Raw genomic sequence first — 20364 nt, 5'->3', positions numbered from 1 at the left:
GGGGACGGCGATGCGGGCGAGACTGCTATGGATGACCGCCGGGGCGAGTGCGCTGGCCGGCTGCATCCCCAGCATGGAAGGCCCGCGATACGACCAGCCGCTGCCGCTGCCGCGCGCAGACGAGCGCCCCGCTCCGCAACGTCAGACCGAATACCGCCGCGAAACGCTGAGCGACGGCGTCGTCGCACCCGCCGCGCCACCACCGGCGTGGAAGGCGCGCCCCGTCACTCCGGATGCGCGCACGGTGCCCGCGTCGACCTACGAGGTTCGCCCGGGTGATTCCCTGCGCGGTATTGCCGAGCGTACTGGGGCGGGGTCGGAGGCGATCGCACGGGCCAATGGCCTGACGCCCCCCTATGTCATCGTTCCTGGCCAGCGTCTGACGATCCCCGGTGGGCGTTACCATCTGGTCCGCGCCGGCGAGACCGGCATCGCCATCGCCCGCGCCTATGGCGTCGACTGGGGACGGATCGTCACCGACAACCAGCTTGCCGAACCCTATATCCTCCGCGTCGGCCAGCGCGTGCTGATCCCCGGTGGCAGCCCGGCGGAACGTCCGGTCACCGCCGCCGAGCGCGCTGCGGCCTTCCGCCTCGACATCGACGACCTGGTTACCGGCAGCGAACCCGCGATCGCCAGCAATCAGCGCCCGGTACGGCCGACGACGACGCCCAGCCGCCCGGTCCCGACCGTCGCGCAGGTCATCGCACCGACCACCGCGCCAGGACGATTCGTCTGGCCGGTCCGCGGGCAGATCGTCAGCCGATTCGGGCCCGGTCAGTCGGGCGAGCGAAACAACGGCATCAAGATCGCGGTGCCGCTCGGCACGCCGGTGCTGGCCGCGGCCGATGGGGTCGTCGCCTATGCCGGCAGCGACGTCGCGGCCTTCGGCGGGCTTGTCATCCTGAAACACGGCAGCGGGCTGACCACCGTTTATGGCCATGCCAGCCAGTTGCTCGTCACCCGCGGCCAGGCGGTCAAGAAGGGGCAGCGCATCGCCCTATCCGGCAACACCGGCTTCGCGGATCGGCCCGAGTTGCATTTCGAGGTGCGCAACGGCCGCACCCCGGTGAACCCATCGAGCTACCTGCCGTCGCTGTGAGATCGGAACGTCCACCATGCTTCCGCGCAGGCGGGAGCCGGGAAGCAGCAGCGGCGTCCCCGACAACGGCGTGCTCCCGCCTGCGCAGGAGCACGGCCCCGTGACCCGCCCCGCCCACCCCGGCACCCTCCAACGCAAGTCGCAGTTGCCGATCTGGCTGTCGATCGGCTGGCGCGTCACCGCGGTTCTGGGTCTGGTCGGTCTGGCGATCGCGGTACACTGGCTCGACCGCGATGGCTTGCGCGACAATTACGACCAGCATGTCAGCTTCCTCGACGTCGTCTATTTCACGATGATCTCGATCACCACGACCGGGTACGGCGACATCGCACCGGTCAGCGAGCGCGCGCGGATGTTCGATGCGCTGATCGTCACGCCGATCCGCGTTTTCGTGGTTCTGCTGTTCATCGGAACCGCCTACGACTTCGTGCTCAAGCGAACCTGGGACAAATGGCGGATGGCCGTGCTGCAAAAGACCCTGAAGGGGCACATCGTCGTCGCCGGCTATGGCCACACCGGCGCGGAAGCCGTCGCGGAACTGATCGCACGTGGGGAGGCGCCCGATCGCATCGTCGTCGTCGACCCGGATGCGGAGCGGATCGCCGAGGCCAAGGCACTCGGCTGCCTGGTGCTTGAGGGGGACGCGACCCGCGACCAGACGCTGTCGGACATTCACCTCCCGACCGCCCGCTTGGTGATCGTGACCGCCGGCCGCGACGATACATCGGTGCTCATTACGCTGAGCGCCCGGCATCTTGCGCCCGATGTTCCGATCAGCACCGTCGTGCGCAACGAAGACAATGAGCTGCCGGCCCGTGCCGCCGGGGCGACCGTCGTGATCAACCCCGTGAGCTTCGCAGGGCTGCTGCTCGCCACCTCCTCGCGCGGCGGTCGCGTCACGGAATATCTGACCGACCTCGCTTCGATTCACGGTACGGTGGCCCTGCGCGAACGTGAAGTGGCCGCGCACGAGGTCGGAATGTCGCTGACCGATCTGGCAACGGGAACCGGCCTGCGCGTCTACCGCGACGGCCTGTCGTTCGGGCGGCACCAATCTGAATCAAGCGCGTTACGGGCCGGCGACACCGTCCTCGAAATCGTCGCGACCTGACACGGGAAGGCTTCGCATGATCGATCGCATCGCGCCGCCGATGATGCTCATCCTGTCGAACGTCTTCATGACCTTCGCCTGGTATGGCCATCTCAAGCACAAGTCGGCGCCGCTGTGGGCGGCGGTCATCGTCAGCTGGGGCATCGCCTTCTTCGAATATTGTCTGGCGGTCCCGGCCAATCGGATGGGCAGCAACGTCTATTCCGCCGCCCAGCTGAAGGGCATGCAGGAAGTCATCACGCTCGCGGTCTTCGCGGGCTTTTCGATCCTGTATCTGGGGCAGAAGATCACGGTGAACCACCTGATCGGCTTCGCCTTCATCGCGGTGGGCGCGTTTTTCGTCTTCCGAGCCTGACAATAGCGGTCATTCCGAACCGACCGTCGCTTGTGGGACGCGCGCGACAGGGATAGTTTCGCGTCCGTACAGATGACGGGAGAGGTCGGATGGTACGGTTAAGCATGGGGACGGCCCTGGGCGTGGCACTCGTCGCAACCGGCGGGGCCGCAGCGGCGCAGACTCGGCCCGACGTCACGGTTACGACGACCCGCATGCCGCAGGCAGAGGCGCCGAAATCGGCGACCTGCGAAGCCATCGCCGCCGATCCATTCTTCCGTGCGCAGATCGCGGCGGCGAAGGGTGACCCGCTGATGGCCCGGCTGCCCTATCTGCCGACTCGACTGCCGCGAAACCCGGACTATCGCGCGCCGCCGCTCGTGCCTGTCGGATCACCGCTTCCGACGCTGTCCAAATCGCGGTTCGGCGTCGGCGAGCCCGTCTATGCCACCGCCCCCGGCACGGGGATCGCCGACACCGCAGAGAGCATCGACGGTGCCACGGGCCGGGACGCCAGCCCGACCACCGCAACCCAGCAGGAACAAACGGTCGACCTGTGCCGCGCGCTCTACGCCGGTCCGGTCGGTGCGCGATCAGCTGTCGCGCGCAACGACGAAACGCTGCCGACGGCCCTTGCGCTCTTCGACCAGCGACGTTTTGCCGAATCCCTGCCCTGGTTCGAAAAGGCGGCTCGCAAACTGCCCGACCGCGACGGCGGGGACGAAGCGCAGCTTTTCGTCGCCAAACTGACCCTGCACGGCTTCGGCGATCGCGCGACGCCGGTCGAGGCGATCAAGAAACTGCGGACCGTTGCCGAACTGCGGTTCAATCCGGTTCTCGAAACACCGATCTTTGATCCCGACGCGCCGGACCGCACGACAGCGATCGGCGAAGCGGCGATCCTGCTCGCCAACATCTATCGCACCGGCTTCGGCGGCATTCCGCGCGACATGGCGCAGGCGTGCAAATGGTATGAGCGGGCGTATGACGTCGGGCACCTCGCCGCCGCCAAGACGCTCGGCGACATTTATCTGACCGGCGACGGCGTCGCTGCCGACCCAGCACGAGCCGCCCGCTATTACCGCAAGGCCGCCGATTATGGTCTGCCAGCCGCTCAGGTTGCACTCGCCCGGTTGATCGATACGGGTCAGGCTGGCCTGAAGCGCGATCCCGCCAAGGCGCTCGAACTCTATCAGGCGGCGGCGCGCTACGGCAATGGTCCCGCCCTGTTCGCCGTCGCCCGCGCCTATGACCTGGGCCAGGGCGTTCCAGCCGACGCGCAGCGCGCGCTCAGCCTTTACAAGGCGGCGGCGCTTACCGGCCTGCCCGAAGCCAAGGTCGCGATGGGCACCTATTTCCACGAGGGCACATTGGTGGCCAAGGACGAAGCGACCGCCCGCAAGTGGTTCGAATCGGCCGCGAAGGACCGCGACGTCGATGGCATGTTCAACCTCGCCGCGCTGATGGCCAACGGCAGCGGCGGCCCGCGCGACCTGCCCGGTGCGCTGACGTGGCTGAAACGCGCGGCGGCAGGCGGGCATGCGCAGGCGCCGGCGGCGATCACGAAAGTGCAGGCGATGATGGGCAACAAGGGTTAGTCGCTACGTTGGATGAGCCCTGATTTGGACGTTTCTACACCCATTTTGTGGGCGGCTTTCGCTGGTCTTTTCTTTGCCGCCTTGATCATCCTGGTCGTGACGCATTGGCGGCAGGTCGAGGACCAAGTGATCGCACGAATGTGGATGATGGAGGCGGCCGTTGGTTGCCTGGCTTTCCTCCACGCCAGTCTGACTTGGTCTGAGGGCTCTGTCTGGCTGACAATCATGTACGCCATGTTCGGCGTTGTGATGCTTGCGCCGGCGGTCAAACGTGGTCTGGCGAGATGGCGGTAACCGGCGTTATCGCCACAGCCACCTAGAAAGCGCTTGCGTTTTCCCCTATGTGGCCGCGCATCCCATGGCTACTGTCCTCCCCTCCCCGCCGCGTGTCGGCATGGTGTCGCTCGGCTGTCCCAAGAACCTGGTCGACAGCGAACGCATTCTGACCCAGCTGCGCGCCGACGGGTATCAGATGTCGCCCGACTATGCCGGCGCCGACGTCGTGCTGGTCAACACCTGCGGCTTTCTCGATTCCGCGAAGGAGGAATCGCTGGAGGCAATCGGCGAGGCGATCAAGGAGAACGGCCGCGTCATCGTGACCGGGTGCATGGGCAAGGAAGCCGACGTCATCCGTCAGCGCTTCCCGAACGTCCTCGCAATCACCGGAGCGCATGAGTATGAGCAGGTCGTCGAGGCGGTTCACGAGGCCGCCCCGGCCGGCATCAGCCCGTACGTCGACCTCATCCCCGATGCGGGCCTGAAGCTGACGCCGCGCCACTATAGCTATCTGAAGATTTCGGAAGGGTGCAACCACCGCTGCGCCTTCTGCATCATCCCGCAGTTGCGCGGCGATCTCGTCAGCCGCCGCCCCGACGCGATCCTGCGCGAGGCGGAAAAGCTGGTGGCAGCCGGCACGCGCGAGCTGCTGGTCATCAGTCAGGACACGTCGGCCTACGGTATCGACATCCGCGGTGAAAACCGGATGTGGAAGGGACGTGAGGTGCGCCCGCACATGACCGATCTGGCGCGCGAACTGGGCCAGATCGCGCCGTGGGTGCGGCTCCACTATGTCTATCCCTATCCGCATGTCGACCAGGTCATTCCGCTGATGGCCGAAGGGCTCGTCCTCCCCTATCTCGACATTCCTTTCCAGCACGCCGCGCCCAATGTCCTGCGCGCGATGAAGCGTCCGGCGAACGACGCCAAGGTCTTGGCCCGCATCAAGGGCTGGCGTGAGGTCTGCCCCGACATTGCGATCCGCTCGACCTTCGTCGTCGGCTTTCCCGGCGAGACGGAGGAGGATTTCCAATATCTCCTCGACTGGCTCGATGAAGCGCAGCTCGACCGCGTCGGCGCCTTCCGCTTCGAACCCGTCGAAGGCGCGCCGGCCAACGACCTGCCGAACCCGGTGCCGGAGGCGGTGAAGGAAGAACGCTTCGCCCGCGTGATGGAAAAGACCGCGGCGATCTCGGCGGCGAAGCTCGCGGCCAAGGTCGGGCGGACGCTGGAGGTCATCGTCGATGCGGTCGACGAGGATGGCGGTGCCACCGCGCGGTCTCAGGCGGACGCGCCGGAGATCGACGGCGAGGTATTCCTGCGCGATGGGGGGGCGCTCTCGGTCGGCGACATAACGAAGGTGCTGATCGAGGATGCCGACGAGCATGACCTGTACGGGGTGCCGGTCGGGGCGGCCTGACCCCGCCCCACCGACCGTCATCCCGCGAAGGCGGGGATCAATAGTCGCTGAACGGTGTGAGTCTCATAGCGTCCAGCCAGAATTGATTCCCGCCTTCGCGGGAATGACGAAGGGAAGGTGATGGCGATGTGTCGTATGTCTGGGCGCAAGTGCTGGCTCACGGCGGCGACGGCTTTCCTCCTCGGCGCCTATGACCCCGGCCCCATCGCCCGCACCCGCCTTGACCCGCTGACCATCCCCACCGACGACTTCGCGCGTCATCGCGACCCCGCCACCTGGCGCGGTCTGACCGTCGAGCAGATCGATTTCGCCGAGGAACGCGCCCGCTGGCGCCTTTACCACATCGCCGACCCGAAGCGCCCCCATGGCCCCCTATGGTTCGTGCCCCATGACGACGAAAACGCGGGCTTCGAAGCGGCCCTGACGGCCCTGCGCAAATACGGCGGTACGATGATCGCGGTCGATGGTGGCGGTGGACGCCGCAATCGCAACGTCACCTTCGGACGCTCGATCGACCCCAATCGCAACTTCCACGATGGCCTGCCACGCTATCCGAGCCAGGTGCTCGCCGCGGTCAACACCGGCGCGTGGCCGATCATCGCGCTCCACACCAATTCGCCCGGCTACGAAGGCGCTAAATCGCGTTGCCCGCTGGAGGGCGATGCGAGCGGCGAAGGCGTCATCTCGATCCGCTTCTGCAATGCGGTGCTGACGCCTTCCGCATCCAAGGCCCGCCGCTGGCCATTCGACCTCGACGACGTCGTCGCCTTCGCCACCTATCGCGCGACGCAGACGCCCGCGGCCGCTTTCTGCCGCGACGCGATGGTCGGCGACGACTGGAATGTCGTGCAGGAACGCGTGGTCAATTCGGACGGCTCGCTCAGCAACTATGCCGTGCTCCATAATCTCGACTATCTGAACTTTGAGACGCTGGAGACCGGCACCGAACCCGCCGCGTTGGCCGAGGCCCGCGACCGGCTGACGTGGATGATCGACCGCGCGATGACGCTCTGCGCGCGCCCCGATCAGCGCCCGCCGCGTGTGACGATCCGCTTTCGCTGACGGTTGCACGCGGAAGCGGAGAGTGCTTCACATCCCCCATGCGAAGCCTGTTCCTCGCGGCCCTGCTCTCGGCCGCCCCCACCGCCGTCATCGCCCAGGATCTGACGCCGGCCGAAAGCCAGCGGATCGACGCGATCGTCACCGAAGCGCTCGCCAAGTCGGGCGTCCCCTCCGCGTCGATCGCGGTCGTGCGCGGCGGGCGGATCGTGCTGGCGAAGGCCTATGGCAAAGCATCCGAGACGATTCCGCAAGCGACGCCCGCGCTGCCGTATCAGGTCGCGTCCAATTCCAAGCAGTTTACCGCCGCAGCGATCCTGCTGCTGGAGGATGAGGGCAAACTCAGCCTCGACGATCACGTATCCAAATATCTGCCCGACATCTCCGGCGGCGACAGGATCACGATCCGCCAGCTGCTCGATCACACTTCGGGCCTGCAGGATTACTGGCCGCACGACTATAGTTTCGTCGCGATGTCGAAACCGGTTCGTCCTCAGGGTATCATCGATCGCTGGGCCAAGAAGCCGCTCGACTTCGCGCCTGGCACCCAGTGGCAATATTCGAATACCGGCTATGTCGTCGCGGGCCAGATCGTCGAAAAACTGTCCGGCCAGCCGCTGTTCGACTTCCTGAAGGCGCGCATCTTCACGCCGCTCGGCATGACCAGCGTGATCGACCAGGACAAGGCGATCGGCCCGGCCTTCCCACAAGGGTACAAGCGCTTCGCCCTCGGCCCCGTCCGCCCCGACACCCCTGCCGCGCCCGGTTGGCTCTACGCCGCGGGCGAGCTGTCGATGTCGGCAACCGACTTCGCCAAATGGAATATCGCGCGGATGAACCGCAGTCTGCTGCCCGCCGACGATTGGGCCGCGCAGGAAACGACGACCAAGCTCGTCGATGGAAAGGACACCGGCTACGGTCTTGGCGTCTCCGTCCGTCAGTTCGCCGGCAAGCCGATGATCGAACATTCGGGCGAATCGGTCGGCTTCCTGTCCGAGAACATGGTTTTTCCCACCGAAAAGACGTCGGTGACCGTCCTGACCAATAGCTGGTTCAGCGACGCGTTCGTCCAGATGGCGCAGGGCATCGCCCGCACCGTCCTGCCCGCGCCCGCGGCCGATCCCGCGGATGCCGCCTATCTCACGAAGGCGCAGACGGTGTTCGACCAGCTGGCCGGCGGCACGCTCGACCGCGCGCTGCTGACCGAGAACGCGAACTATTATTTCGATGCGACGGCGCAGGCCGATTACAAGGCGAGCCTCGGCCCCCTCGGCAAGCCGGTGCGGATCGTCCAGACCGGGACGTCACAGCCCCGCGGGGGCTTTGTCGCCCGGCGCTACCGCGTCGAATATGGTGACCGCGCGCTGATGATCAGCACGTTCAGCGAGCCCGGCGCCAACGGCCGGTTCGAACAATTCCTGGTGGCTCCGACGCAATGACCGATTTTTCCGACTTCCTCAGCCCCGACCGCGGCCAGCCGGCGACGACGCTCCACGTCGTTCATCCGGATCGGTGGACCGATTGGCTCGCGAATCAGCCCCCGCGCATCCGCACTGCGGTCGCCGCGGCGGGACTGACGGGCAAGCCCGGCAACGCCACGGTCCTCCCGGGCGAGGCAGCGGAGGATTGGTCCGCGCTGCTCGTCTGCAATGAAGCCGAAACCTCGCCCTGGCGTATCGCCAGCCGTGGCGCCGCACTGCCACCGGGGACGTATCGGCTGGCCGAGGGCGAACCCGGCGCGGGGATGCTCGGCTGGGCCCTCGCGCAGCACCGGTTCGAGCGCTATCGCAAGGAGGAGGCCGAGGGCCCCCGCGTCATGCTGACCGGCGAACCCGGCCGGATCGAGCCCACCGTCCGCATGGCTGCGGCCATCGCCCGTGTCCGCGACCTGGTGAACACCGGCGCGTCGGATCTTGGGCCGCAGGAACTGGAGGACGAGGTCGCTGCACTGGGCGAAGCGCACGGCGCGACACTGACCGTGACGAAGGGCCGTGAGCTCGAAACCGGCTATCCGATGATCCAAGCCGTCGGCCAGGCCGCCGCGCGCGGGCGCGAGCCGCGGCTGATCGAGCTCGAATGGGGTAACCCGGCCCATCCGCGCATCGCCATCGTCGGCAAGGGCGTGGTGTTCGATTCGGGGGGGCTCGACATCAAGCCGTCGGCCGGCATGCGGCTGATGAAGAAGGACATGGGGGGTGCCGCCCACGCCCTGGCGCTCGCCGGACTGGTAATGGCCGAACGCCTGCCCGTCCGCCTCCACCTGCTGATCCCCGCGGTCGAGAACGCGATTTCCGGCAATGCCTTCCGCCCCGGCGACGTGTTGAAGAGCCGCAAGGGGCTGACCGTCGAGAACACCAATACCGATGCCGAAGGTCGGCTGATCCTGGGCGACGCGCTGACCAGGGCCGGCGAGAGCGATCCGGTCCTCATCCTCGATTTCGCGACCCTGACCGGCGCTGCGCGAGTCGCGCTCGGCCCCGACCTACCGCCGCTCTTCACCGACGACGAAGCGCTCGCCGCCGAAATGTTGGCGGCGGGTGCGGCGGAGCATGATCCCATGTGGCGGATGCCGCTGTGGAATGGCTATGACGACATGCTGAAGTCGGACATCGCCGATATGGTCAATGCGCCCGACGGCGGCTTCGCCGGCGCCGTGACCGCCGCGCTCTTTCTGCGCCGTTTCGTGCCGAAGGGCGTGCCCTGGGCACATTTCGACGTGTTTGCCTGGCGGCCGGCGGCAAAAGCCGGACGCCCGAAGGGGGGCGAGGCTTATGCGCTCAGGGCAGCGTGGTGGGTGCTGAAGGACCGTTTTGCCGGTTAGCCGCATCCCCAACCCTCTCCCCTGACGGGGAGAGGGCTATTGCCTACACGACCGCGAGATCGCCCAATTCCCGCGCGGAAACCCCGTAGACCGCGCAGATATGGTCGCGCAGTCGCCGCTTGGCCTCGGCCATGTCCGCAAACGCTGCCTCCTCGACCGCTTCTGCGGCGAAGTTCACCGTGAAGCTGTCGGGCACGAGCGCTTCCCAGCTCGCTGCGTGAACCCGCGCCGCCGCCCGCACGGCAGCGACCAGCGCATGGCCCTGGCGCGTCACCTCGTCCACGGACGACCTCAATCGTTCGGCGTAACCGACTGGCCGTTGGCGACCGCGCGCTTCTCCGCCAACCACGCCTCGGCAGCCTTCTGCGCGCAACCGCTCTGGCCGTTCATGCCGATCGGCGAGCAGCTGCCCGGCAGGATTCGACGATTGTCTTCCATCACGCGTTCCATCCGCACCGACTGCGAAATGCTCTTCACATCGGTTTTCGGTTCGTCGCGCAGCGCCTTGGGAATACGATATTGCTCCTGATCCGGCAATGCGCAGACGACGACTTCGTTCGCCGTCGACTCCGGGCAGGCCTCGCCCGGTTGAATAGTGATGCTGCGGATACGCTGCGGCGGTTGCGCGGCGTCCTGCTGGGCAAAAGCGATGGTGGGCGTGGCGGCGATCGCCACGGCGAGGATCAAACGCATCGACATAATCAGACTCCTGGGGCTCACGCAGGCTAATCGACAATTTTGTCTTTCAACGCGCTGAATGCGGCGAATGTTGCGCCGGCTTGCGGCTCCGCTATGGCGGGCCCATAATGATCCTCGTCATCGACAATTACGACAGCTTCACCTGGAACCTGGTCCATTATCTGATGGAGCTGGGCGTCGAGGTCCGGGTCGAGCGCAACGATGCCATGACCGCTCGCGAAGCGCTAGCGACCGGCGCCAGGGCCATCCTGTTGTCCCCCGGCCCGTGCACGCCGAACGAGGCCGGCATCAGTCTGGACATGGTTGCCGCCTGTGCCGACACGCGCACGCCTTTGCTGGGCGTATGTCTGGGCCATCAGGCGATCGGCCAGCATTTCGGCGGGCGCGTGGTGCGTGGCGGTCTGATGCACGGCAAGACCAGCCCGCTGACCCATGACGGCACCGGCTTGTTCGCCGGGCTCCCCTCTCCCTTCACAGCGACCCGCTATCACAGCCTGATCGTCGAGGACGTGCCGGCCTGCCTGGCGGTCAACGCGACCGCGCCCGATGGCAGCGTCATGGCATTCCGCCACACGGCGCTGCCGATCCACAGCGTTCAGTTCCACCCGGAAAGCATCGCGACCGAACATGGTCATGCGATGCTGGCGAATTTCCTGGCGATCGCACAAATCCTTCCCGCTCGCGGAGAGGAGGTTGCGGCATGACCACCCACGCCCCCCTCCCCGATCCATCCTCGCCGCTCGCCCATGAAAGCGCGCGACAGGCGTTCGCCGACATCCTCGATGGCCGAACGTCGGAGGACGCGATCGCCGCCTTCCTGATCGGTCTGACCGAACGCGGCGAGACCTCGATCGAGATCGCCGAGGCCGCGCGGGCCCTGCGCGAGCGCCTGATCCCGATCGAGGCGCCGCCCGGCACCATCGACGTCTGCGGTACCGGTGGTGACGGCCACCATACGCTCAACGTCTCGACCGCGGTCAGCCTGGTCGTGGCAGCGTGTGGCGTGCCCGTTGCGAAGCACGGCAACCGCGCCGCGTCGTCGAAGGCCGGCGCCGCCGATACGCTCGAAGCGCTGGGCCTCGACATGGCTCGCGCAGGGGCAATGGCGGAAGCGACGCTCGCCGACCTCGGCATCTGCTTCCTCTTCGCCGGCAACCACCATCCGGCGATGAAGCGCATCCAGCCGATCCGGCAGCGGCTCGGGCGCCGGACGATCTTCAACCTGATGGGCCCGCTCGCCAACCCGGCGCACGTCACCCGCCAGCTGATCGGCATCGCTCGCCCCGACTATGCGCCCGTCTATGCCGAGGCGATGGCCAGCCTGGGCGCGGAGGGCGCCGCGGTCATTTCGGGCGAGGAAGGCCTCGACGAAATCTCCAGCGCCGGCCCGACGATTGTCGTTCGCGTCGGTGACTGCGACCTGCCCGAGCGGATCGTGCCAGAGGACGCTGGCCTGGTTCGCAGCCCGTTGTCCGAGATCCGCGGCGGCGACCCGGCCTACAACGCGCTGGCGCTCCGCCGCCTGCTGACCGGCGAGCACGGCCCGTATCGCGACGCCGTCCTGCTGAATGCCGCCGCCGCGCTGGTCATCGCCCGCGCCGCCCCCGACCTGACCGAAGGCGCCGCGCTGGCGGCCGAAGCCCTCGACAACGGCCGCGCCAATGCGCTGCTCGATGCCTGGATCGCCTACGCATGACGACGATGCTCGACACTATCCTGGACACCAAGCGTGGCGAGGTGTCCGAGCGTCGCCGCACGACGTCGCTTGCCGACCTCCAGGCGCTGGCGATGGCCCAGACCCCGCCGCGGGGTTTCCGCCGCGCACTCGACGCCAAGGCTGCGACCGGGTACGGACTGATCGCAGAAATCAAGAAAGCTTCGCCATCGAAGGGCTTGATCCGCAAGGATTTCGATCCGCCGGCTCACGCGCGGGCCTATGACGCCGGCGGCGCTGCTTGTCTCTCGGTCCTGACCGACGCGCCCTATTTCCAAGGCCACGAAGATTATCTGATCGCCGCCCGCGCGGCGTGCCGCCTGCCGGTCATCCGCAAGGACTTCATGGTCGACCCCTGGCAGGTGATAGAGGCGCGCGCGATCGGGGCGGATGCGATTCTAATCATCGTCGCCGCGCTGGACGACGGCGCGATGGCTGAGATCGAGGATACGGCGATCGGCCTGGGGATGGACGTACTGGTCGAGGTTCATGATGCGAACGAACTGGACCGCGCACTGGCGTTGAAATCTCGGCTGATCGGGGTGAACAACCGCAATCTCAAGGACTTCACGGTCGACTTCGCACGGACGTACGAACTCGTCGGTCGGGCACCGGAGGGGTGCACCTTCGTCGCCGAAAGCGGCCTCAACACGCGAGCCGAGCTCGATGCGATGGCCGATCACGGTATTCGCTGCTTCCTGATCGGAGAGTCGCTGATGCGACAGGCGGACGTGGAGGCGGCGACGCGGGCGCTGGTCGGCCCGCTCCCCTCCGAAGGATAAGGGCAGCGATGATGCCAGACCCTATCCTCACCCTTCCGCCGGCCGCCGCCGCCTCCCCCCCGCTCCCGATGGCAGAGGGATAGATGCCCCTTACCCACCTCGATTCCACCGGCGCCGCGCACATGGTCGACGTCGGCGCCAAGCCCGCGACGCAGCGCCGCGCCGTCGCCCGCGGCCGCATCGCCATGGCCCCCGCCGCGATCACCGCCATTCGCGGCGGCAGCAACAAGAAGGGCGACGTCCTCGCCACCGCCCGCATCGCCGGCATCATGGCAGCCAAGCGCACGTCGGACCTGATTCCACTCTGCCACCCGCTTCCGCTGACCAAGGCGTCGATCGACCTCAATCTGGACGACACCGGCATCACCGTCACCGCCACCTGCGCGACGACTGGCCAGACCGGCGTCGAAATGGAGGCCCTGACGGCCGCGACGGTCGCTTTGCTGACGCTCTACGATATGGCCAAGGCGATCGATAAGGGCATGGTCATCGAACACGTCCGCCTGCTGGAAAAGACCGGCGGCAAATCGGGCGACTGGTTCGCCGAGGACGTAGCATGAGCGACATTCAGCTGTTTCGTCTAAGCGAGGCTGGTGTTCGCGAGCTCGCCGTCCAAAGTCCGCAAGTCGAAAAATCCCTGCAAACGCTATTCGAGCATAACCTCGAAGCACTTCTAGGTGTTCGCTTTCTTGCCAGCGAGTTCAGCACCGGCCCGGTCCACGGGGGGCGTATCGACACGCTCGGCATCGACGAGGATGGCAGCCCCGTCATTATCGAGTACAAACGTGCGACGAACGAAAACGTCATCAATCAAGGGCTGTTCTATCTCGACTGGTTGATGGACCACCGGCGCGATTTTCAGTGGCTAGTTCTGGAAAAGCTCGGAAAGGACGCTGCGGATCGCGTCGAATGGAGTGCGCCGCGGCTGGTCTGCATCGCTGGCGATTTCACCCGTTACGACGGGCATGCCGTCAAACAGATTGCCCGCAATATCGAACTCATTCGGTATCGTCGTTTCGATGACGACCTGTTGATGGTCGAACTGGTTCACGCCCCGCGCGCAACGCCCCCCCGGCCGACGTCTCCTGTCCAAATCGTCGATACGGGTAACGCTCCGGCCAAGGATCCTTACCTCAGCCAGCGGATCGATTATCGCTTGGGTAATGCCGATGCCCAGTTGCGCGATATCTGGGACGCGGCGACCAGCTTCCTGACCGCGCTCGGTGACGATGTTCAGGTAGTCGAACTGAAGCTCTACCACGCATTCAAGCGGATTAAGAATTTTGCCTGCCTCGAAATCTATCCATCGGCACGCAGCGTCACCGCCTATGTAAAGCTCGATCCGGACAGTATCACGCTCGAACCAGGCTTCACGCGCGACGTGCGCAAGGTCGGCCACTTCGGAACGGGTGATCTTGAAATCGTCATGCGAACATTGGACGATGTGACCCGCGCGCAATCGTTGTTCCAGCGCGCCTACGACGGGGTTTGACGCTTGCCCCTCCTGCCCGTCGTCGATGCCCAAAATCGCGTCCTTTCCCTCGCCGCACCGCTGGCCGTAGAGCACGTCTCGCTCGCGGCGGCGGCGCATCGCTTTGCCGCGGCGGATGTCGTCGCCCGGCGCACCCAGCCTGCTAGCGACCTTTCGGCGATGGATGGCTATGCGGTGCGACACGCCGACCTCGATCGACCGCTCCGCCTGATCGGCGAGAGTGCTGCCGGTCGTCCGTTCGGCGGGACGGTCGGCGCAGGCGAAACGGTCCGCATTTTCACCGGCGCCGCGATGCCGGAGGGCGCGGACTGCGTGCTGGTGCAGGAGGAGGCGCGGATCGAAGGGCCGATCGTGCACCTTGCCGGCGAGGGCCCGGGCCACCCGGGCCGCAACGTCCGCCGGCGCGGGCTCGACTTTGCCGAGGGCGATGTGTTGATCCCCGCCGGCGCCGCGATAACGCCGGCCCGCCTGGCGGTCGCGGCGATCGGCGGCCATGCGCACCTGCCAGTCCGCCAGCGGGTCCGTGTCGCCATCGCCGCGACCGGCGACGAGCTCGTTCCGGCCGGTGCGCCGCTTACCGCCGGCCAGCTGCCCGAATCGAACGGCGTCATGCTCGCCGCGATGCTCTCCCCGATGGGGGTCGAGATTATCGACCTCGGGATCCTGCCCGACCGTGCCGACATGCTCGAGGCGGCGTTTCGAAGTGTCGCCGCCGATGTGCTGGTGACGACCGGGGGCGCGTCGGTCGGCGATCATGATCTCGTGCGGCCGGCGCTGGAGGCCGCCGGCGCCAGCATCGATTTCTGGCGGATCGCCCTGAGGCCGGGCAAGCCAATGATGGCCGGACGCCTTGGGCGGACTGTCGTGCTTGGGTTGCCCGGGAACCCCGTGTCCGCCTTCGTGACCGCCGAATTGTTCGTGAAGCCGCTCATCCGGCACCTGGCGGGTGCGATCGATCCCTTCGCCGCCACCGTGCGCGCGCCACTCGGCGAAGATCTGCCGGCCAATGGTGAGCGCACCGACTATCTGCGCGCCGAACTGCGCGACGGGGCCGCCTTTGCCTCGACCATTCAAGATAGCTCGATGTTACGCACGCTGGCACGCTCGACGTGCCTGGTCGTGCGACCGCCCCATGCGCCCGCCGCGCGCACCGGCGACTCGGCGGAAATCCTGATGATCGCTTGACAGTGCCGGGAACAAACCGCATACGTTCGTCGTCTGTTCCCGGACGGAGGCCCTATGCTCACGAAGAAGCAGCACGAGCTTATTTGCTTCATTAACGATTCCCTGAACGAAAGTGGTGTGTCGCCGTCGTTCGAGGAGATGAAGGAAGCGCTCGACCTGAAGTCGAAGTCCGGCGTGCACCGCCTGATCTCGGCATTGGAGGAACGCGGGTTTCTGCGCCGCTTGCCCAACCGTGCGCGTGCGCTGGAAGTGTTGAAGATGCCGGAGCGCAAGGGTGCGCCGGTCGCGCCGAAGGTCGCGCCGCAGGCCTCAACTTCGTCAACTTTCGCCGATCGTGCATCACCGGCGCCGGCGAACGACGTTATCGAAATCCCGCTTCACGGTCGCATCGCCGCGGGTGTCCCGATCGAGGCGATGGAGGGGGCGACGATGCTGCCCGTCCCTGCCGCGCTGCTCGGCTCGGGCGAGCATTACGCGCTCGAAGTGTCGGGCGACTCGATGGTCGAGAAGGGTATTCTCGACGGCGATTATGCGCTGATCCGCCGGACGGAAACGGCACGGGACGGGGACATCGTCGTCGCGCTGATCGACGAGAATGAGGCGACGCTGAAGACCTTCTACCGCGAGGGCAGCATGGTCCGGCTCGATCCGGCGAACCGGTCATATGATCCCCAGCGCTACGACTCGCGTCAGGTGCGCGTGCAGGGCAAGCTGGCGGGGCTGCTGCGTCGCTATTGAGCAGCGCAACCGTCTCGTTCGGATGAGGCCAAGGCCGTGAGCGTTGCGGCCGACAGTTTTCGAGCGGGTGAGGGCGACGGACAGAGCAATCCGCTAGCGGGGGCGCGGGGCTTTCTCGGGCCCTAGTCCCGCTGCGGTGAAGCAAGCGTCGCAGAAGGACCTGCACCGCCAAGAAAGGCCGGGACCCAGGTGGGACAAATACGGGGTCGGACGGCAGGCGGAAACCGTCGTCCCGACCTCCCTCGGGGCACCGTAAAAATTACTGAGTGCCGGAGAATAACCTGGACAGGCTGCTTGCCGGAGACGCTGTCGCTCGCTGAGCGGCAGGGTCGCACATCTCGCGACTGTTCGTGACGATAGACGCGGCATTGATATCAAGCTCAGCGCCCTGATTCGCGCGCCGGCATCACCGTCGCCGGCTGCCCCCATGGGTGCGCCCCGGCATCGTCCGCGACTCGCCGTAACCACGGCCCGACGAAGCCGACGGCGACCCCGCCCGATCGTCGCAGGGCGGGTCGATCGAGTTTCAGCCACCCCGGCCGGCACGTTCGCGGCAAGCGCCGTTCGCTGATCACGACATCGACCGATCGGCACACCGCGGCCAGCGCCCCGGCGTCGAGGTGATAGCCACTCCGCGTTGCCAGGATGCGCCATGATCGCCCGTCGCGCCACAACCGCGCGAGACACAGATCCGCGTTACACGTCGCCGTCGGCATATCGTCCAGCGCCGGCAAGACCCCATCCGCTCCCCCGCCTTCGGCCAGGAGATCGCGGACATAGTCCCCGGCTCGCTCACGCAAGACCGCCAGCCGCCCGTCGTCCATTCGCACTGCCAGGTGCCGTCCGTCGCCGGTCACGATCAGGTCGGGAGCAGGCGTCGCAAGCGCCCAGATCGCGCCGACGCCGACCGGCACCAGACCCAACCACCGTGCTCGCGATTGCCACAACAGCGTCCACAAGCCGCCCCCGATCATCAGCCCGAACGCCGCCCGTGGCATCATCGGCAAAGACGCGACCGCACCGGGGGCGTCTGCGGTCGTCCGGGCGATCCACAGCAACAGCATCAGCGCCTTGCCGCACAGCCACCACAAAGGCGCGCCGAGACCGAAGGTGTCCAGCAACAGCGCCCCCGCTTCGAGCGGCATGACGACGAAGGTCGTCAACGGAATGGCGACGATGTTCGCCAGCGCCCCGTACAGCCCGGCCTTATGAAAATGGAACAAGGCGATGGGCATCAGCACGAGTTCGATGACGATGCCGGTCAGCAGCAAGGACGCGAGGGATCGCAATAACCGCTGCGCCCATCCTTCGTCGCGAGGCGCGAAGAAGTCTCGCACCCGGCGATGCTCGTGCAAGGCGACGATGGCCGTCACGGCAGCGAACGACAGCTGAAAACTCGCCCCGACCAGCGCCTCGGGCCAGAGCAGAAGTACGGCCAATGCTCCGGCCGCGACCAGCCGCAATGTGATCGCTTCGCGCCCCAACGCCAGTGCGGCCAGCACCAGCAGCGCCGCGATGCACGATCGCAGCGTCGGCACCTCCGCGCCAGTCAACCAGGTATAGCCGATCGCGGCGACCGCACCGGCGGCACCGGCAATCAACGGCAGCCGCAGATTGAGCGCGAGCCAGGGGCTGAGGGCCAGGATCCGCAGCACGAGCGTCATCGTCGCCGCGACGACTGCCGTGATGTGAAGCCCGCTCACGGACAAGAGATGCGCGAGCCCCGATCGCCGCATCGCCTCGGCATCGTGTTCGGGGATCGCGCCCTGGTCGCCCGTCGCCAACGACGCCGCCACTGCGCCCTCCGCGTCAGGCAATTGCGACCGAATATGCTGTGACAGCCGCTGCCGCACGGCGCTTCCCGCCGGCTCCCCCGGTACGACGATCGTTACCGGCGCAAAGCCGCGTCCCGTGGCGCCTATGCCTGCGAACCACGCGGCGCGGGCAAAGTCGTACGCGCCCGGCACGGCCGCGCTCGCCGGTGGCATCAGTCGCGCCCGGAGCGAAACGCGCGCGCCGCGAGTCAGCCCGGCCGGCATGTCCGCGTCGGCCAGATTGACGCGGATGCGAGGCGGCAGGGACGATCCCGGCTCGGTCGCCAGCGTCAGCCGGGTCAGCGCGCGCGCCGGCAACGGCTCGACCCGCTCGACGCGCGCGACGAGCGCTGCGATGACCGGTCGTGCGAGTACGGGCGCAGCCGCCTGCTCCGCCCGCCACCACACCAACGTGCAGCCCAGCGCACCGGTCAGGCCGCCGACGAGCAGCACGCGCCCCGCCCGCGTGCCACCCGCCAGGACCAGCCCAGCGACAGCCACCGCGGCGCTCGCCAGTATCCACCCGATCCACGCCGCCCGGTCCGGCAGCACGAACCACGCCGCGATCCCGGCCCCCAGCGCGACCGGCAGCCATAACACCAGCGCGTCGCGCTCCGCCTCTAGCCAACGCTCAACCGTCCGGCCACGCCATCGCGGCCGGGCGATTTGAAGCCCGGTAAGGGCCATGCTAGGGCGCCGATCGGCTGGACTGGCCATTCGTCCTCGATCCTGGGAGCAGCGGCGCGTGAGCGCAACCACCGAAACCGGCGCGGCCAATCGCGCGTCTTCACCGGCGACCAATTCCGCCGTCGTCACCCGCTTCGCCCCGTCCCCGACGGGTTATCTGCACATCGGCAATGCCCGAACCGGCATGTTCGCGTGGCTGTACGCGCGCCACTATGGCGGCAAGGCGCTGCTGCGGATTGAGGATACCGACAAGGCGCGTTCCACCAAGGAGGCGATCGACGTCATTTTCGACGGGCTGAACTGGCTGGGGCTGGATTGGGATGAGGAACCCGTGTTCCAGTCGACCCGCGCCGGCCGTCACGCCGAAGTCGTCGACGAGCTGATCGCCCGCGGTGGCGCATACCGCTGCTACATGACGCAGGACGAACTCGCCGCTGCCCGCGCCGCAGCCGAAGCCGAACGTCGCCCGTTTCGTCTGAACTCGCCCTGGCGCGACGCCGACCCGTCGACCGCGCCCGCCGATCAGCCCTTCGTCGTGCGGATCAAGGCCGAGCGCGACGGCGAGACGGTGATCGACGATCTGGTCCAGGGTCGCGTCACCGTCGCCAATGCCGAACTTGACGACATGGTCCTGCTCCGTTCGGACGGCACGCCCACCTACATGCTCGCGGTCGTCGTCGACGATCACGACATGGGCGTGACCCATGTCATCCGCGGCGACGATCACCTGAACAACGCGTTCCGCCAGCTGACGATCATCCGCGCGATGGGCTGGCCGGAGCCCGTCTATGCGCACATTCCGCTGATCCATGGCGGCGATGGCGCCAAGTTGTCGAAGCGCCACGGTGCGCTGGGCGTCGATGCATATCGCGACGAACTCGGCATTCTGCCCGAAGCGCTGTTCAATTACCTCCTCCGGCTGGGCTGGGGGCACGGCGATGACGAGATCATCAGTCGCGAACAGGCGATCGAATGGTTCGACCTCGACGCCGTCGGAAAATCACCAGCCCGGTTCGATACCAAGAAGCTGGAAAACCTGAACGGTCATTACATCCGTGCCGCCGACGATGCGCGACTGGCCGATCTCGCTGCCCCGTATCTCGGTTTCGAACTCACGGTCGAGCAGCGCGACCTGTTGCGTCGCAGCATGGCGTCGCTGAAGCCGCGCGCCGCGAACATCCTTGAATTGGCCGATGGCGCAGGCTTTCTCTTTCGCAGTCGCCCACTCGAAATGGACGATGCCGCCAAGGGTCTGCTAGAAGGTGAGGCACGGTCGCTGCTGACCCGCCTGCACGCCGCGCTTGACGCGCTCGACAGCTGGGATACGGAAGCGCTCGAACCGGCGGTCCGCGAGGTCGCCGAGGCCGCGGGCGTCAAGCTCGGTGCCGTCGCGCAGCCGCTGCGCGCCGCACTTGTCGGTCGCAAGACCTCGCCGGGAATTTTCGATGTGCTCGAACTCCTCGGGCGCGACGAGAGTTTGGGACGGATCGCCGACCAGATGGCCTGACCGGGCTGACAAAGATAACGAGGAG

Annotated in this window: 20 protein-coding genes; 17 read left to right on the top strand and 3 right to left on the bottom strand. The window is 66.9% G+C overall.

What is annotated here, in order from left to right:
* Nucleotides 1-10 precede the first annotated feature (10 nt).
* From JW805_06675 to JW805_06635, 9 genes are all read left to right on the top strand, one after another.
* Nucleotides 11-1102: a M23 family metallopeptidase gene (locus JW805_06675; GenBank protein ID MBN2971699.1), complete on the top strand. Its 1092-nt coding sequence runs from the start codon at nucleotides 11-13 to the stop codon at nucleotides 1100-1102.
* A 100-nt stretch (nucleotides 1103-1202) separates the two neighbouring features.
* Complete coding sequence (locus JW805_06670) at nucleotides 1203-2213, top strand: potassium channel family protein (protein ID MBN2971698.1); 1011 nt, start codon at nucleotides 1203-1205, stop codon at nucleotides 2211-2213.
* A 16-nt stretch (nucleotides 2214-2229) separates the two neighbouring features.
* Nucleotides 2230-2568 (top strand): DMT family protein, encoded by a 339-nt coding sequence (locus JW805_06665; GenBank protein ID MBN2971697.1) that lies wholly within the window; start codon nucleotides 2230-2232, stop codon nucleotides 2566-2568.
* A 104-nt stretch (nucleotides 2569-2672) separates the two neighbouring features.
* Nucleotides 2673-4145, top strand: a complete 1473-nt coding sequence (locus JW805_06660) for a sel1 repeat family protein (protein MBN2971696.1) — start codon at nucleotides 2673-2675, stop codon at nucleotides 4143-4145.
* Nucleotides 4146-4157: 12 nt separating this feature from the next.
* On the top strand, nucleotides 4158-4439 hold the full coding sequence (locus JW805_06655; protein ID MBN2971695.1) for a hypothetical protein: 282 nt from the start codon (nucleotides 4158-4160) through the stop codon (nucleotides 4437-4439).
* Between the two features lie 64 nt (nucleotides 4440-4503).
* A complete protein-coding gene (rimO, locus tag JW805_06650; protein MBN2971694.1) occupies nucleotides 4504-5841 on the top strand; it encodes a 30S ribosomal protein S12 methylthiotransferase RimO in 1338 nt (445 codons plus the stop codon).
* 120 nt (nucleotides 5842-5961) lie between these two features.
* The gene (locus JW805_06645) at nucleotides 5962-6903 is read left to right on the top strand and encodes a hypothetical protein (protein ID MBN2971693.1); all 942 of its coding nucleotides are present in this window, start codon (nucleotides 5962-5964) and stop codon (nucleotides 6901-6903) included.
* A gap of 38 nt (nucleotides 6904-6941) precedes the next feature.
* On the top strand, nucleotides 6942-8339 hold the full coding sequence (locus JW805_06640) for a beta-lactamase family protein (protein MBN2971692.1): 1398 nt from the start codon (nucleotides 6942-6944) through the stop codon (nucleotides 8337-8339).
* Entirely contained in the window at nucleotides 8336-9721 is a 1386-nt protein-coding gene (locus JW805_06635) for a leucyl aminopeptidase family protein (protein ID MBN2971691.1), read from the top strand. The genes JW805_06640 and JW805_06635 overlap by 4 nt, the downstream gene beginning before the upstream one ends.
* Before the next feature lie 43 nt (nucleotides 9722-9764).
* Here the strand turns inward: JW805_06635 and JW805_06630 are convergent, their stop codons facing one another.
* Nucleotides 9765-10004 carry a hypothetical protein gene (locus JW805_06630; protein ID MBN2971690.1) on the bottom strand — a complete coding sequence of 80 codons (240 nt, stop codon included), beginning with the start codon at nucleotides 10002-10004 and terminating at the stop codon, nucleotides 9765-9767.
* An 8-nt stretch (nucleotides 10005-10012) separates the two neighbouring features.
* Nucleotides 10013-10396: a hypothetical protein gene (locus JW805_06625; protein ID MBN2971689.1), complete on the bottom strand. Its 384-nt coding sequence runs from the start codon at nucleotides 10394-10396 to the stop codon at nucleotides 10013-10015.
* 131 nt (nucleotides 10397-10527) lie between these two features.
* Between JW805_06625 and JW805_06620 the strand changes: the two genes are divergently transcribed.
* The 7 genes from JW805_06620 to lexA all read left to right on the top strand — a co-directional run bounded on the left by JW805_06620 (nucleotide 10528) and on the right by lexA (nucleotide 16331).
* Nucleotides 10528-11124, top strand: a complete 597-nt coding sequence (locus tag JW805_06620; protein ID MBN2971688.1) for an aminodeoxychorismate/anthranilate synthase component II — start codon at nucleotides 10528-10530, stop codon at nucleotides 11122-11124.
* Nucleotides 11121-12116 (top strand): anthranilate phosphoribosyltransferase, encoded by a 996-nt coding sequence (gene trpD, locus JW805_06615; GenBank protein ID MBN2971687.1) that lies wholly within the window; start codon nucleotides 11121-11123, stop codon nucleotides 12114-12116. Before JW805_06620 ends, trpD begins: the two co-directional genes overlap by 4 nt.
* Entirely contained in the window at nucleotides 12113-12916 is an 804-nt protein-coding gene (trpC, locus tag JW805_06610; GenBank protein ID MBN2971686.1) for an indole-3-glycerol phosphate synthase TrpC, read from the top strand. Before trpD ends, trpC begins: the two co-directional genes overlap by 4 nt.
* Nucleotides 12917-12999: 83 nt before the next feature.
* On the top strand, nucleotides 13000-13476 hold the full coding sequence (moaC, locus tag JW805_06605; GenBank protein MBN2971685.1) for a cyclic pyranopterin monophosphate synthase MoaC: 477 nt from the start codon (nucleotides 13000-13002) through the stop codon (nucleotides 13474-13476).
* Nucleotides 13473-14408, top strand: a complete 936-nt coding sequence (locus JW805_06600; GenBank protein ID MBN2971684.1) for a DUF91 domain-containing protein — start codon at nucleotides 13473-13475, stop codon at nucleotides 14406-14408. The genes moaC and JW805_06600 overlap by 4 nt, the downstream gene beginning before the upstream one ends.
* Nucleotides 14409-14411: 3 nt before the next feature.
* The gene (locus JW805_06595; GenBank protein ID MBN2971683.1) at nucleotides 14412-15593 is read left to right on the top strand and encodes a molybdopterin molybdotransferase MoeA; all 1182 of its coding nucleotides are present in this window, start codon (nucleotides 14412-14414) and stop codon (nucleotides 15591-15593) included.
* 54 nt (nucleotides 15594-15647) lie between these two features.
* Nucleotides 15648-16331: a transcriptional repressor LexA gene (gene lexA / locus JW805_06590; GenBank protein ID MBN2971682.1), complete on the top strand. Its 684-nt coding sequence runs from the start codon at nucleotides 15648-15650 to the stop codon at nucleotides 16329-16331.
* 380 nt (nucleotides 16332-16711) lie between these two features.
* On the opposite strand, the gene JW805_06585 is transcribed toward lexA, so the two are convergent.
* Nucleotides 16712-18832, bottom strand: coding sequence for a ComEC/Rec2 family competence protein (locus tag JW805_06585; protein MBN2971681.1), 2121 nt, complete (start codon nucleotides 18830-18832; stop codon nucleotides 16712-16714).
* Here JW805_06585 and JW805_06580 point away from each other — a divergent pair.
* Nucleotides 18831-20339, top strand: coding sequence for a glutamate--tRNA ligase (locus tag JW805_06580; GenBank protein MBN2971680.1), 1509 nt, complete (start codon nucleotides 18831-18833; stop codon nucleotides 20337-20339). The genes JW805_06585 and JW805_06580 overlap by 2 nt on opposite strands.
* Nucleotides 20340-20364 lie beyond the last annotated feature (25 nt).

This window comes from Roseomonas aeriglobus (assembly GCA_016937575.1).
Classification (GTDB): domain Bacteria; phylum Pseudomonadota; class Alphaproteobacteria; order Sphingomonadales; family Sphingomonadaceae; genus Sphingomonas; species Sphingomonas aerigloba.
The sequence above is the reverse complement of the archived record's forward strand: the minus strand, read 5'-3'. Positions and strand labels throughout refer to the sequence as shown.

Coding starts and splice junctions, on each gene's coding strand:
- JW805_06675 (MBN2971699.1), top strand. CDS start 11: ATGCGGGCGAGACTGCTATGGATGACCGCCGGGGCGAGTGCGCTGGCC.
- JW805_06665 (MBN2971697.1), top strand. CDS start 2,230: ATGATCGATCGCATCGCGCCGCCGATGATGCTCATCCTGTCGAACGTC.
- JW805_06660 (MBN2971696.1), top strand. CDS start 2,673: ATGGGGACGGCCCTGGGCGTGGCACTCGTCGCAACCGGCGGGGCCGCA.
- JW805_06655 (MBN2971695.1), top strand. CDS start 4,158: ATGAGCCCTGATTTGGACGTTTCTACACCCATTTTGTGGGCGGCTTTC.
- rimO (MBN2971694.1), top strand. CDS start 4,504: ATGGCTACTGTCCTCCCCTCCCCGCCGCGTGTCGGCATGGTGTCGCTC.
- JW805_06645 (MBN2971693.1), top strand. CDS start 5,962: ATGGCGATGTGTCGTATGTCTGGGCGCAAGTGCTGGCTCACGGCGGCG.
- JW805_06640 (MBN2971692.1), top strand. CDS start 6,942: ATGCGAAGCCTGTTCCTCGCGGCCCTGCTCTCGGCCGCCCCCACCGCC.
- JW805_06635 (MBN2971691.1), top strand. CDS start 8,336: ATGACCGATTTTTCCGACTTCCTCAGCCCCGACCGCGGCCAGCCGGCG.
- JW805_06620 (MBN2971688.1), top strand. CDS start 10,528: ATGATCCTCGTCATCGACAATTACGACAGCTTCACCTGGAACCTGGTC.
- trpD (MBN2971687.1), top strand. CDS start 11,121: ATGACCACCCACGCCCCCCTCCCCGATCCATCCTCGCCGCTCGCCCAT.
- trpC (MBN2971686.1), top strand. CDS start 12,113: ATGACGACGATGCTCGACACTATCCTGGACACCAAGCGTGGCGAGGTG.
- moaC (MBN2971685.1), top strand. CDS start 13,000: ATGCCCCTTACCCACCTCGATTCCACCGGCGCCGCGCACATGGTCGAC.
- JW805_06600 (MBN2971684.1), top strand. CDS start 13,473: ATGAGCGACATTCAGCTGTTTCGTCTAAGCGAGGCTGGTGTTCGCGAG.
- lexA (MBN2971682.1), top strand. CDS start 15,648: ATGCTCACGAAGAAGCAGCACGAGCTTATTTGCTTCATTAACGATTCC.
- JW805_06580 (MBN2971680.1), top strand. CDS start 18,831: ATGCTAGGGCGCCGATCGGCTGGACTGGCCATTCGTCCTCGATCCTGG.
- JW805_06585 (MBN2971681.1), bottom strand. CDS start 18,832: ATGGCCCTTACCGGGCTTCAAATCGCCCGGCCGCGATGGCGTGGCCGG.